Source organism: Bacillus sp. BB51/4, assembly GCF_008368845.1.
GTDB lineage: Bacteria > Bacillota > Bacilli > Bacillales > Bacillaceae_G > Bacillus_A > Bacillus_A wiedmannii.
Genome location: NZ_QOSC01000032.1, coordinates 35,701 through 48,242 on the forward strand (window position 1 = coordinate 35,701; position 12,542 = coordinate 48,242).

At 35.2% G+C, this 12,542-nt stretch carries 13 protein-coding genes and 1 pseudogene; 9 read left to right on the top strand and 5 right to left on the bottom strand.

All coding sequences use genetic code 11. The annotated features are described in order from the left end of the window. The first annotated feature begins 53 nt into the window (after nt 1–53). Entirely contained in the window at nt 54–791 is a 738-nt protein-coding gene (gene truA, locus DN392_RS28935; RefSeq protein ID WP_061672578.1) for a tRNA pseudouridine(38-40) synthase TruA, read from the top strand. Between the two features lie 52 nt (nt 792–843). Here truA and DN392_RS28940 read toward each other — a convergent pair whose 3' ends face one another. Both DN392_RS28940 and DN392_RS28945 read right to left on the bottom strand, forming a co-directional pair. Then, the gene (locus DN392_RS28940; protein WP_000063921.1) at nt 844–1,041 is read right to left on the bottom strand and encodes a hypothetical protein; all 198 of its coding nucleotides are present in this window, start codon (nt 1,039–1,041) and stop codon (nt 844–846) included. A 106-nt stretch (nt 1,042–1,147) separates the two neighbouring features. Continuing rightward, on the bottom strand, nt 1,148–2,551 hold the full coding sequence (locus DN392_RS28945; RefSeq protein WP_061672579.1) for a sigma-54 interaction domain-containing protein: 1,404 nt from the start codon (nt 2,549–2,551) through the stop codon (nt 1,148–1,150). A gap of 274 nt (nt 2,552–2,825) precedes the next feature. Between DN392_RS28945 and DN392_RS28950 the strand changes: the two genes are divergently transcribed. The 3 genes from DN392_RS28950 to DN392_RS28960 all read left to right on the top strand — a co-directional run bounded on the left by DN392_RS28950 (nt 2,826) and on the right by DN392_RS28960 (nt 5,983). Then, nucleotides 2,826–3,080, top strand: a complete 255-nt coding sequence (locus DN392_RS28950) for a biotin/lipoyl attachment domain-containing protein (RefSeq protein ID WP_000859484.1) — start codon at nt 2,826–2,828, stop codon at nt 3,078–3,080. A gap of 98 nt (nt 3,081–3,178) precedes the next feature. Further along, nucleotides 3,179–4,600, top strand: coding sequence for an amino acid permease (locus DN392_RS28955; RefSeq protein WP_000969239.1), 1,422 nt, complete (start codon nt 3,179–3,181; stop codon nt 4,598–4,600). Nucleotides 4,601–4,708: 108 nt separating this feature from the next. After that, a complete protein-coding gene (locus DN392_RS28960; protein ID WP_001071204.1) occupies nt 4,709–5,983 on the top strand; it encodes an acetylornithine deacetylase in 1,275 nt (424 codons plus the stop codon). Between the two features lie 99 nt (nt 5,984–6,082). Here the strand turns inward: DN392_RS28960 and DN392_RS28965 are convergent, their stop codons facing one another. Further along, entirely contained in the window at nt 6,083–6,736 is a 654-nt protein-coding gene (locus DN392_RS28965) for a DUF1232 domain-containing protein (protein WP_001123723.1), read from the bottom strand. A gap of 130 nt (nt 6,737–6,866) precedes the next feature. On the opposite strand from DN392_RS28965, the gene DN392_RS28970 reads away from it, so the two are divergent. Continuing rightward, nucleotides 6,867–7,478 (top strand): manganese efflux pump, encoded by a 612-nt coding sequence (locus DN392_RS28970; protein WP_000100745.1) that lies wholly within the window; start codon nt 6,867–6,869, stop codon nt 7,476–7,478. A gap of 115 nt (nt 7,479–7,593) precedes the next feature. Then, on the top strand, nt 7,594–7,752 hold the full coding sequence (locus DN392_RS30600) for a hypothetical protein (RefSeq protein WP_000532411.1): 159 nt from the start codon (nt 7,594–7,596) through the stop codon (nt 7,750–7,752). A 22-nt stretch (nt 7,753–7,774) separates the two neighbouring features. Here the strand turns inward: DN392_RS30600 and DN392_RS28975 are convergent, their stop codons facing one another. Then, nucleotides 7,775–8,116 carry a DUF3969 family protein gene (locus tag DN392_RS28975; RefSeq protein ID WP_000766602.1) on the bottom strand — a complete coding sequence of 114 codons (342 nt, stop codon included), beginning with the start codon at nt 8,114–8,116 and terminating at the stop codon, nt 7,775–7,777. 174 nt (nt 8,117–8,290) lie between these two features. After that, complete coding sequence (gene glsA, locus DN392_RS28980) at nt 8,291–9,220, bottom strand: glutaminase A (protein WP_001149862.1); 930 nt, start codon at nt 9,218–9,220, stop codon at nt 8,291–8,293. A gap of 69 nt (nt 9,221–9,289) precedes the next feature. Between glsA and DN392_RS31340 the strand changes: the two are divergent. The 3 genes and pseudogenes from DN392_RS31340 (at nt 9,290) to DN392_RS28990 (ending at nt 12,526) form a co-directional block, all read left to right on the top strand. Then, nucleotides 9,290–9,403 (top strand): annotated as a pseudogene (locus DN392_RS31340) (transcriptional regulator). A gap of 141 nt (nt 9,404–9,544) precedes the next feature. Next, a complete protein-coding gene (gene nagE / locus DN392_RS28985; protein ID WP_000938876.1) occupies nt 9,545–11,038 on the top strand; it encodes an N-acetylglucosamine-specific PTS transporter subunit IIBC in 1,494 nt (497 codons plus the stop codon). Between the two features lie 243 nt (nt 11,039–11,281). Then, the gene (locus DN392_RS28990; protein WP_000371848.1) at nt 11,282–12,526 is read left to right on the top strand and encodes a serine hydrolase domain-containing protein; all 1,245 of its coding nucleotides are present in this window, start codon (nt 11,282–11,284) and stop codon (nt 12,524–12,526) included. Nucleotides 12,527–12,542 lie beyond the last annotated feature (16 nt).

Genomic DNA, 12,542 nt, shown 5'->3' on the forward strand with positions numbered 1-12,542 from the left:
TTATTCATATTCCCTCACGATATGAGGGAATATTTTCTATGAAGGAGAGTAAAATGAATAATTATAAATTAACGATTCAGTACGATGGTGCACGTTTTAAAGGATGGCAACGTCTCGGTAATAACGATAATACAATTCAAGGAAAAATCGAGAGTGTCATATCTGAAATGATCGGAAAAGAAATTGAAATTATCGGTTGTAGTAGAACAGATGCGGGTGTACATGCTTTGAATCAAGTTGCTAACTTTCAAAGTGATGAGAAGTTAGTGGAACATAAAGTGAAAAAATATTTAAATCAATATTTACCCAACGATATTAGCATTACGAATGTAGAAGAAGTACAAGAACGCTTCCATGCTCGTTACAATTCTAAAGCAAAAACATATCTTTATAAAATTTGGAATGAAGAGCATACAAATCCATTTATGCGTAAATACAGCATGCATGTGAATAAAAAATTAAATGTGAAAAGCATGAAAGAAGCTGCGAAACATTTAGTTGGTTCACATGACTTTACTGCTTTTTCAAATGCGAAATCAAAGAAAAAGTCTATGGTTCGAGAAGTATATACACTTGAAGTGATGGAAGAAGCAGGATTTGTACAAATTAGAGTAAGTGGTAACGGATTCCTTCATAACATGGTACGAAAAATTGTTGGAGCATTAATTGAAGTTGGATTAGGACAATTAGATGCGGACGCAATCCCAAATATTTTAGAGGAAAAACAACGTAATCAAATTAATTGTCTTGCTGAGGCGAGTGGTTTGTATTTGGAGAATGTTGAGTTTTAATAAACAATAAAAAAATCGAGCTGTGTAAGCTCGATTTTTTATTGTTTTGGCATTAAGAAGATTTTTCTTTCTTCATACGTATCTTCAAATTCCAAAAAGCAGCAAGCATAATAGCTGCAAAGGAGCCGCTAATTGTTGCTAATAGTTTTGCATAAGGATAAGCATTCATATCAACTAGTAACATCATACATACAAGGGTAGGGAAGAAGGCTAAGTATTGTAATAACTTTAATTTGTTATCATTACTCATATATATCGTTCCTTTCTAGTATGTTATATGTTTATTGTAGCATATTTTCCCAATTTTTATTTACACTTGGAAGCGGCTTCATCCTACATTTGATTAAAGTTTCATTTCATATGTGTAAATGCAATTTTTTAATTCGATATTGTAAGTTTTGCCTACTTAATCCTAAAAACTTTGCAGCCTGTGAGATATTACCGTGATACTCTGTCAGAATTTGATTGATGTAGTTCTTCTCCATTGTCTCTATTGTGTGCTTTAACGTTTTAGGTGCATCATCCTCGTTATTAGTTAGGGAAGGTTGCATATTGAATTCTTTTTTTATTTGTTCACGAAAGCGAGTGGGAAGATGAAACGCTGTAATGATATTTTCATCTTCAACTAAATTCATTGAACCTTCAATGATATGTTCCAATTCTCGTACGTTTCCAGGCCAATCATATGCATACAAGAATTCTCTTACATGTACATCTAGATCCGTTACGCCAAGTCCAAATTGAATGTTGTACTTTTCGATAAAGTGCTGCACAAGATCAGGAATATCTTCTTTTCGTTCACGTAAAGGCGGGAGACATAAAGTAACGACGCTTAATCGGTAATATAAGTCTTCCCGTAATCGATTATGTGTAATAGCTTCAAGAGGATCTTCATTAATAGTTGCTATAATACGAACATCAATTTCTTTTTCTTGTGTGCCCCCGATTCTTCGTATTGTTTTTTCTTGTATAGCTCGCAGTAACTTCGCTTGAAGTGCTGGACTTAATGAGTTGATCTCATCTAATAACAAAGTTCCTCCGTTTGCTTCTTCAAATAAACCAGCTTTATCGATAGCTCCTGTAAATGCACCTCGGTTCGTACCAAATAATAAGCTTTCCATTAGCGTATCAGGTATAGCAGCACAGTTTTGTGAAATGAACGGTTTTGTTGAACGTTGACTTTCATTATGGATACTTTGTGCAAATAGTTCTTTTCCAGTTCCTGTTTCTCCTACGAGAAGTATGGAGGAGGATGTACGAATTACCCTTTTTCCTTCCCCAATGGTTGATTGAATGGCTTCAGAATCACCAATTATGTGATCAAAGGTAAATTTAGTGTTTTGTTTTCGAGAAGAGTCCATTTTTATTGTTTGCTTTAAGTGATTCATCTCTTTTGAAATTTCAATAGCGCCTTTAATTTTTCCATTTTCTATTATAGGGAAAGTATCGTTAATCGTCGTAATTTCTTGCCCTTTATTGTTAAAATACGTTTGTTTTATATTTTTGTTTGTTTTTCCTAATTTTAATGCTTCTATAAGAGTACTATTTTTATTTTCTTCAAATGCGAATACTTCTAAAGGACTTTTATATAGCACATCTGAGCGCTCCATTGATTCAATTTCCATCATTTTGCGGTTATAGATAATCGTTTTACTTTCCTCATTAATAATATGAATCCCGATATCGAGTTCATTGAGTAAAGTTTCATATAGCATGTTCATTTCAATGATCTGTTTAAAATTAATGTCTTCTGTACGCATAGATTATCTTCTCCTCATTTCACCCTATGAAGACTGACTTTTTATAATTTTATTAAAATTCTTATAAAATCGCAAAATTTTTTTGCTATTTTCCCTTTAAAACTTCTTGAATGATAGAAAAATTTTGCGGTTATGAAGATTTTTTCGTGAGGAATCCTCATTTTAAATAGGAATTGGAGATTGGTATGCTTTTTGCATAAATAATAATTGAAATCTTTAAAGGAGGGATATGCAACGTTTCGGTACCAATTAATAAGAAGGAGGAGTTTATAAAGTGAAGACGGTTATAGAAGGCGTGTATAGTCCTTGTTACGGGAAAGTAGAGAAGTTATTTGTTGCGGAAAGTTCTTACGTATACGAGTGGGAGAAATTAGCGTTAATTGAAACGATAGATAAACAGAAAGTAGAAATTAAGGTAGGGATCAGTGGGTATATCGAATCATTAGAAGTAGTAGAAGGACAAGCCATCGCTGATCAAAAGTTATTAATAACAGTGAGGGATGATCTTTTAATAACAGGTAGTGATTAATACTATGTATTTTGCTCTTTTCAATAATTATTCTTATTATGGACAATTTTAAAAACGCTTACATGAAATGGGTTTCCAAAGGGAAGAGGGGGAATTATATGATGGACCAAAACCAAGGGTTAAAAAGGGAATTGAAAAGCAGGCACATATTTATGATTGCACTTGGAGGAGTTATTGGTACCGGTCTTTTTTTAGGATCTGGGTATACAATCCATGAGGCTGGGCCTGGAGGAGCGATTGTAGCGTATCTTGTTGGAGGATTTGTTATGTATTTAACGATGCTCTGTCTTGGAGAGTTAGCTGTTGCGATGCCTGACGCAGGATCTTATCAAACTTATGCTACAAAGCACATTTCCCCTGCAGCGGGTTATGTAGTCGGCTGGATGTCATGGCTAAACTGGTCTGCTACGATAGGTATTGAACTGATTGCAGTTAGTATTTTAATGAAACGATGGTTTCCTGATGTACCGTCATGGATTTGGTGTGTAGCGTTTGCGGTGCTTCTCTTTGCTATCAATGCGTTATCTTCAAGAAGTTTTGCAGAAGTTGAATTTTGGTTTGCAAGTATTAAAGTAATTACAATCATTGCATTTATTATTTTAGGCGGGGCAGCAATGTTTGGTTTTCTAGATATGAAAGGAAATGAACCAGCACCGATGTTCTCTAGCTTTACTGATTATGGTGGGTTGTTTCCAAATGGATTATCAGCCATTTTAATTACGATGATTGCAGTTAATTTTTCCTTCCAAGGAACGGAACTAGTTGGTATTGCAGCTGGAGAGAGTGAAAATCCAGAGAAAACGATTCCGAAGGCAATTAATAATACAGTTTGGCGTATACTTGTGTTCTTTGTATTATCTATTTTCATTCTTGCAGGCTTATTCCCTTGGCAGCAAGCAGGAGTGATAGAAAGTCCATTCGTAGTTGTATTTGATAAAATTGGTATTCCTTATGCAGCCGATATTATAAATTTCGTTATTATTACAGCGGTTCTATCCGTTGCGAATTCAGGATTATATGCAACTTCTCGTATGCTATGGTCTATGTCTAATCAAGGAATGATTAGTCCAATTTTCGGTAAGTTATCTAAAAATGGTGTTCCTATTTATGCATTGATTGTAAGTACAATTGTAGGTTGCCTTTCATTACTATCAGGTATTTATGCGGAAGATACAGTTTATTTATGGCTACTTTCTATTGCCGGGTTCGGGGCAATATTAGTTTGGGCATCTATCGCTCTATCTAACTTATTGGCTAGAAGGTCATACATTAAGCAGGGCGGGGATGTAAAGGACTTGAAATTTAAAACACCGCTGTATCCATTCGTACCACTGCTTGCGTTAGTATTAAATGTAACAGTAATTGTTGGTATGGCTTTTATTCCAGAACAAAGAATGGCATTATATTGTGGTATTCCATTTATGATTGTTTGTTTACTGTTTTACCGTGCGACAAGAAATAAGGCACGTAAGGTAGAACATATTGAAAAAACGAATACAACAGAGGCAGAAAGTTTGTAAATATATTAGAAACTTATGCTAAAAAAAGAGACTGTAAAATTGTAAACAGTCTCTTTTTTTGTGACAATAAAGCTGGAAACATACTATGTATGCAAAGGGGAATTAGCGATGAATCAAGAAGTTTCACAGCTATTAGAACAGATTGATTTACGAAAAGATGAGTTACTAGAGCTTACAAAGACTTTAATTCGTTTTGAAACACCAGCACCGCCGGCGAGAAACACAAATGAGGCGCAAGAATTTGTTGCAGGTTTTCTAAGAAAACGAAATTTTAGTGTTGATAAATGGGATGTATATCCGAATGACCCGAACGTTGTTGGGGTAAGAAAAGGGCTAGAAAGTGACACACATAAAAGTCTTATTATTAATGGACATGTGGATGTAGCTGAAGTATCAGCAGATGAAGCGTGGGAAACCAATCCGTTTGAGCCATTTATAAAAGATGGTTGGTTAGTTGGACGTGGTGCGGCGGATATGAAAGGAGGACTGGCTGGAGCACTATTTGCTATTCAACTTTTACAAGAAGCTGGCATTGAATTACCTGGAGATTTAATCTTTCAATCAGTAATTGGGGAAGAAGTTGGAGAAGCAGGTACACTTCAATGCTGCAAAAGAGGTTATGATGCTGATTTTGCAGTCGTAGTGGATACAAGTGATTTACATATGCAAGGACAGGGCGGCGTAATTACTGGATGGATTACTGTGAAAAGCCCCCAGACGTTTCATGATGCAACACGCAGGCAAATGATTCATGCTGGAGGACGTTTATTCGGAGCGAGTGCGATTGAAAAAATGATGAAAATTGTGCAAAGTTTACAAGAATTAGAGCGTCATTGGGCAGTTATGAAAACATATGAAGGTTATCCATCTGGAACAACAACAATTAACCCAGCTGTTATTGAAGGCGGACGGCATGCAGCGTTTATTGCGGATGAGTGCCGGTTATGGATAACGGTGCACTTCTATCCGAATGAAACACATGAACAAATAATAAAAGAAATTGAAGAGTATATTGAGAAAGTAGCGGCTGCTGATCCATGGTTAAGTGAAAATCCACCACAATTTAAGTGGGGCGGAGAATCAATGATTGTGGATCGTGGCGAAATTTTCCCTTCTTTAGAAGTAGATAGTGAACATGCAGCAGTAAAAACTCTTAGCTCAGTACACGAATCAATTCTATCTAAAAATGCAATTTTAGATATGTCTGCAACGGTAACGGATGGTGGTTGGTTTAGTGAATTTCATATTCCAGCTGTTATTTACGGACCAGGTACATTAGAAGAAGCTCATTCAATAAATGAGAAAGTTGAAGTAGAACAGTTAATTGAATTTACAAAAGTAATAACAGCATTTATATATGAATGGTGTCACACGAAAAAATAGATTAGTGTGTTGAAATCGTACAGGTATGTATACTTGTACGACTTTTTAGTGAACTATTTCAGAGTTGAACAGAAACAACTGAAATAGTTCTTTATTTTTCTATGTTTTTCGTTTTAGTTCGATTAATTTTTCTTTCGCTAATTCAACAGCAATTGCATCATCTAAATAGCCAATTGGAAAGAGATAGTCGGGAATAATATCTGTCGATAAAATGAAATACAGTAATGCGCCTCCAAGAACTGCACGCTCTTCTTTTGAGATAGTTTCATTGCAAAATTGTTGATACATATCGGTTAATTGTTCAATAAAAGGACCAGCGCTATCAATTTGTTCTAATTTACTCGCGAAACTTTCATGAATACGTTTTTCACCTTCTGTTGTCTGAGCATAGCGTTCATAGTTTTCAAGTTCTTGTTTTACGCGAGTTGTTGTATAGTCGAAATCGAATAAGTTAGAGGATTGTAGCGTTTGCTGAATTGTATCAAGAGATGTGTACATATCCGTCTTTTCTTTATTAATGTGAGGAGAATCAGGATACATTTCATCAAATAACAATTGGGGTGGAACTTGCAAACACTCTGCAAATTTTTGTAGATGTTTTTGTTTTGGCGGTTGTTTACCATTCATAATTCTTGAGATTGTTGCGGGATCAATATTTGTATGCATTCCTAATTGACGCATGGATAAGGCACGTTCTTTTAAAAGTTTTTTTATTAATGTACTAAGCCGCTCATTTGGGTTTTCTTTAGGCATAGTGAAGGCACTCCTTTTTTATTGTTGAAAAAATGTTGAGCATTTCTTACATGTATATGAAACAGACAGGCACAGTTGCTCAACATTTTCATAATATGCATTGAAAAGTGAGAAAAAGGGGTGGCTATTTATGAGTACGGCAGGTCTATTTTCAATTTTTTTAATCGGTATTGCTTCTAATTTAGATAATGCAGGTGTTGGGATTGCATATGGCATTCGTAAAATTCGAATTTCGTGGCTTAACAATTTTATCATCGCATTTTTTGGTTTTTTATTTACTTTATTAGCTGGCTTTTTTGGGAACTGGATAGCGTTATTTATTTCAGAGTTTACTGCAAACCTAATTGGAGCAATCGTTTTAGGTATAATCGGTGTGTTTATTTTGTGCCAGCCTTTCTTGGGGCAAAGAAATACTGTAGGTTCTAAAGATGGTAATGTACTTATGGGAATTTTACGTGATCCAGAAAAAGCAGATTTTGATGGTTCTAAAACAATTAGTTTTTCAGAAGCAATTGTTTTAGGGGTTGCGTTGTCTATTAATAATATTGCAGGTGGATTTGACGCGGGGGTAACAAACTTGAATCTGTGGCTTACAGCAACTATTTCTGGGGTGTTTAGTTTTATTTGTATTAGTGGTTTTGCTTATGTAGGAAAACGATTTTTAGCAGAATACTTAGGGAAATGGGCTACTGTTATTGCGGGCGTGCTATTAATTCTTATTGGGATCGATCAGTTGTTGTAAGGAGAACAGAAAACAATGTTCGAGTATTTCCTTGGAAATACGGCAAAGGATTGCATATGTCGACGTACTTTTCCCCATACTAATACGGATTTCTTTTAAAGAAAGGGGGATCCGTATGGGACGCGGAAAAGCATTTGATCATAAGAAAAAAGGGCATGACCATCAACCGCCTAAAGGTGCGTTCATTCATAAAGATGTAAATGAACATACTTTAGAAGAGGAAGAACTACCAGTAAATATTGAAACGTATAAAAATAGTTTGAAAAAACATTAAAAGCACCTACATAGGTGCTTTTTCAACGTATATCTTCAATTAGTTGTTCCGATTCTTCATGCATACTGTATTCACTTAACACTTGAATGCAAAGCCACTTTAATTCTTCGATAGTATGTTCAAGTTCTTCAGGAAGCACATGATGAATGTCTTCAAGTCCCATTCCGAAATGAATAAGTTCAAGTACTTGATCATCGATGTTCCGATCCATTAGTAGTTCAAGTACTTCTAAATTGAATATGTATCGGTGAGCTTCATCGAGTGAAACCACTTTTAACTTCAAGCTTTCTACAATACTCAATATAAAAAGAAGAATCGTTTTTTCAAGAACAGGCTGTTTTTCCATTTGAAATATTAGTTTCATCTTTCACACCTCCACATATAGCGCTAGGTTGTACTATATTATTCAGGAGGGGGGAGCAAATATGCATGATATAGAGAAACTTTTAGTACTGTTTTGTAAGGGGATGGATAGCGGATAAAGTTGAGGTTTTTATGAAATGAAAAAATCCTGCTAGTATAGCAGGATAACTCTGAATTAAAAAATGCTCCAACCTTCTTGAGCAGAAAGAAGTTCAAGAATTTTAAAACCAGCGATACTATTTCCGTTTGCATCTAAAGCCGGTCCGAAAATGCCAATTCCCATTTCTCCTTTTACGCAGCCGAAAATACCACCAGCTACACCACTTTTGGCTGGAATACCAACACGAATCGCAAATTCACCAGACTCGTTATACATACCGCATGTAACCATGAATGTTTTACAGATTTTTGTAATATGTTTAGGGATAATTTGCTTTTTCTTATATGGATCATAGCCATCCATCGCAAAAATTAAGCCAATACGTGCTAAATCGATACAGTTTACTTCAACTGCACATTGACGAGTGTATAAATCCATAAGTTCTTCGATGTCACAATCGATAATTCCGTTTTGTTTCATGTAGTAACAAAGTGAACGGTTTAAGTAAGCTGTCTCTAATTCTGAATTGGCAACTTTAGAAGAATAATTAATGGTAGGATTATCTGTTATTTCACGTACAAAATGAAGGATGCGCTCCATTTTTTTTTCATTATCTTTTCCTGTTAACATGCTTGTAATAGCTAGTGCCCCCGCATTAATCATTGGATTAAGTGGTTTGGATGGGCTTGTTGTTTCTAACTTAATAATAGAGTTGAATGGATCACCAGTTGGTTCCATTCCAACTTTAGAAAATACATATTCTTCACCACGATCTAAAAGGGCAAGTGCAAGTGTAATTACTTTTGAAATACTTTGAAGAGTAAATAGTGTTTGTGAGTTGCCAGCATGGATATATTCTGTTTCTTTATGGAAAATGGCAATCCCTAAATCGTCTGGATTTGCATTTCCTAGTTCGGGGATATAAGTAGCAAGCTTTCCTTTTTTCGTATATGGTTTTACTTGTTCTAACAACTGTTGTAAGTTGTTTGTTTCAATGCACTGCATAGTACCAACGCTCCTATTTCGAATTAACTACGTTTACTTTTCCCGATATGCTCGGAAATAAATAATAACATGAAAAGGTGGAATGATAAAACGAAAGTTACATGTTCTATAGTGGGTCTTTCATTTTGATAATTCTATATTGAAAAAGGAGAATTTTCCTTTTATATAACAGTTTGGAAATAGGAGGTTTATCCATAAAAAATTCAAAAATAAAAACTACACATCTATACAACTATATGTTATTATGGTTATGTAAATAGAAAGCGTTTTCTAAGGCGTACTTATAATGATAACGATTTCATAAATTTGATAGGGGGAATTAAAATGTTGCAGTTTCTACAACGTATTGGTAAAGCATTAATGCTTCCAATCGCCGTACTACCAGCAGCAGGATTATTGCTTCGTTTAGGACAAGAAGACGTATTTAACATTCCTGTTATGGCACAGGCCGGTGCAGCAATTTTTGATAATTTAGCACTTATTTTTGCAATTGGTGTTGCAATCGGTTTGTCTATTGATGGTAGTGGAGCAGCTGGACTTGCCGGAGCAATCGGATATCTTGTTTTACAAAATACAACGAATGCTCTAAGTAAGACATATTCAGCAGCAGAGTTAAATGATAAATTAAAAAGTGTTCAAGATTTAGTAGGTTCAGTAGATCCAACTAAATTAGCAGATACAATGACAAAGGTTTCAAAAGCAGCGGCGTTAACGCCGAAAATTAATATGGCCATACTCGGTGGTATTATTGCAGGGGTTGTTGCGGGATTACTATACAACAAATTCCATAAGATTAAACTACCAGAATGGTTAGGATTCTTTGCAGGAAAACGTTTCGTACCAATCATTACTTCAATCGTAATGCTTCTTTTAGGATTAGTATTCGGTCAAATTTGGCCAACGATTCAAAGTGGTATTGATTCAGTAGCACATGGCATCGTGAACTTAGGTTCAATTGGTGCTGGTTTATTCGGATTATTAAACCGTTTATTAATTCCAATCGGTTTACACCACGTAATGAACACATACTTCTGGTTCGTACTTGGTGACTTTACAAATGCAGCTGGCGATATCGTTCATGGTGATATTGCACGCTTCTTTGCAAAAGATCCATCAGCAGGTATGTTTATGACTGGTTTCTTCCCAATCATGATGTTCGGTTTACCAGCAGCATGTTTCGCAATGATTGCAGCTGCTAAACCAGAAAAACGTAAAATGGTTACAGGTATGTTAGGTGGTCTAGCATTAACTTCATTCTTAACTGGTATTACAGAACCAATTGAATTCTCATTCATGTTCCTATCACCAGTATTATATGGAATTCATGCTGTATTAACAGGTCTGTCTCTATTCATTACAACAACACTCGGCATTCACGATGGTTTCTCATTTAGTGCCGGAGCAATCGATTACTTCTTAAACTTCGGTATTGCAACAAAACCATTGTTACTAGCAGGAATCGGTTTAATTTACGCAGCAATTTACTTTGTAGTATTCTACTTCTTAATTAAGAAGTTCGACCTAAAAACTCCTGGTCGTGAAGACGAAGAGGAACTAGCTGAAGGTGAAGAAGCTCCAGTGGCAGGTTCAATTGGTGAAACTTACGTAGCAGCTTTAGGTGGAAAAGAAAACTTAACAGTTATTGATAACTGTGCAACACGTCTACGCTTACAAGTGAAAGATGCTGGTCAAGTAAACGAAGCAGCATTAAAACGTGCTGGTGCAAAAGGTGTTATGAAATTAAGTAACACGAGTGTCCAAGTTATCGTAGGTACAAATGTTGAATCTGTTGCCGATGATATGAAAAAACACGTATAAATAATGAGATAAGAGGATATCCCAAAAGATTGATAACATCAATTTTTTTAGAGGATATCCTCTTTTTATGTTAACAATTTAACGGGAATCTTACTTTTGTAAATTTTCTTTTTCTTTTTTATACATATAGGTTGGTAATATGTGCAGTGCGTGATAAAGTAGTGATGTTATAGAATAGATTATCCATAATATAGGGAAAAGATTTAAAGTAAATTATCGGTAAATAAGGGGAAAAGGGCAATCATGGATCAAGAAAAAAATAATGTTAATGGGAAATCACGTCGGCCGATTGTATACATAAAAAGAACAATCATTCTTGTTCTACTATTTTCGCTTGTATATTTCATGTATACAAAAATTGTTACGCATAATAAGAAAGAGGAAACTTTAAAAGCGGCAGCAGAAATGAAAAAACAAGAAGAGCTAAAAAAGAAAGAAGAAGAAAAAAAGAAGCAAGAAGCACAAAAACAAAAAGAGCAGGAAGAACAAGTAAAGCAAGTACAAGCTGTGGAAAAGCCTGCTGAGGGACCACCTCAAGAAATTAATGAAAACGCTCAATTAGATCAATATTTACAAAACGCAGGATTTAGCGGGACAGCTGTTATTGTGAAGAACGGAAAAGTTCTTTTGAATAAAGGATACGGTATGGCGAACAAAGAGAAACAAGTACCGAATAATTCAGAGACAACTTTTTATATTGGTTCTATTTCAAAGGCATTTGTAGCGACTGCTATTATGCAATTAAAGGATCAAAATAAATTAAACGTAGAGGATACGGTTGCAAAGTATATTCCTGATTTCCCTCAAGGTAATGGTATTCAGTTAAAACATTTACTAACACATACTTCAGGAATTCCAGAGTATGAGCAGGGAACAGAGGATATTTCTCATGAAGAATTGATAAAAAGAATAGGAAAGCAAAAGCGTGTTGGGGGTCCAGGAGAGAAATGGAAATATTCCGATTCGAACTATTCGATACTCGCCTACATCGCTGAGAAGGTAAGTGGACAACCGTTAGAAGAATATATTAAACAACATATTTTTGCTACTGCGGGTATGAAGCAGTCTGGTTTCGGCAAAGGGCTAGAGCAAACAAGGTTTCCATCGACAGGTTATAAAATAGTAAATAACAATATGACAACACCTAATATTCCAAGTATGTCACAACTATATGGTTGTGGTGATATATATACAAGTGCACATGATTTATATTTATTTAATGAAGCACTCTTCTCTGGAAAGCTGATTTCAAAAGAGAGTTATGATCAAATGTTTACGGCTGTGAAAAAGGATTACGGATTTGGTTGGTATGTAGACCCGGGAAGTTATTCGAATCACGGTGTAATGCCAGGATGGAATTGTTTAAATGGATTTAGCAAAAACGGAAGTGTGTATGTCGTTTTATTATCTAACATTCAAAATAATATTAAATCGTTTGGTAAAGTGAATAACGACATTTATACGATGTTGCGAAATATTGAAGTATAAGAGGCTATCCTATTGG

What these genes read in the sequence shown, in the direction of transcription:
- DN392_RS28945 (WP_061672579.1), bottom strand. Translation starts at nt 2,551, where the DNA reads ATGCGTACAGAAGACATTAATTTTAAACAGATCATTGAAATGAACATG.
- DN392_RS30600 (WP_000532411.1), top strand. Translation starts at nt 7,594, where the DNA reads ATGGGACGCGGAAAAGCATTTGATCATAAGAAAAAAGGGCATGACCAT.
- DN392_RS28960 (WP_001071204.1), top strand. Translation starts at nt 4,709, where the DNA reads ATGAATCAAGAAGTTTCACAGCTATTAGAACAGATTGATTTACGAAAA.
- truA (WP_061672578.1), top strand. Translation starts at nt 54, where the DNA reads ATGAATAATTATAAATTAACGATTCAGTACGATGGTGCACGTTTTAAA.
- glsA (WP_001149862.1), bottom strand. Translation starts at nt 9,220, where the DNA reads ATGCAGTGCATTGAAACAAACAACTTACAACAGTTGTTAGAACAAGTA.
- nagE (WP_000938876.1), top strand. Translation starts at nt 9,545, where the DNA reads ATGTTGCAGTTTCTACAACGTATTGGTAAAGCATTAATGCTTCCAATC.
- DN392_RS28940 (WP_000063921.1), bottom strand. Translation starts at nt 1,041, where the DNA reads ATGAGTAATGATAACAAATTAAAGTTATTACAATACTTAGCCTTCTTC.
- DN392_RS28975 (WP_000766602.1), bottom strand. Translation starts at nt 8,116, where the DNA reads ATGAAACTAATATTTCAAATGGAAAAACAGCCTGTTCTTGAAAAAACG.
- DN392_RS28955 (WP_000969239.1), top strand. Translation starts at nt 3,179, where the DNA reads ATGATGGACCAAAACCAAGGGTTAAAAAGGGAATTGAAAAGCAGGCAC.
- DN392_RS28990 (WP_000371848.1), top strand. Translation starts at nt 11,282, where the DNA reads ATGGATCAAGAAAAAAATAATGTTAATGGGAAATCACGTCGGCCGATT.
- DN392_RS28970 (WP_000100745.1), top strand. Translation starts at nt 6,867, where the DNA reads ATGAGTACGGCAGGTCTATTTTCAATTTTTTTAATCGGTATTGCTTCT.
- DN392_RS28965 (WP_001123723.1), bottom strand. Translation starts at nt 6,736, where the DNA reads ATGCCTAAAGAAAACCCAAATGAGCGGCTTAGTACATTAATAAAAAAA.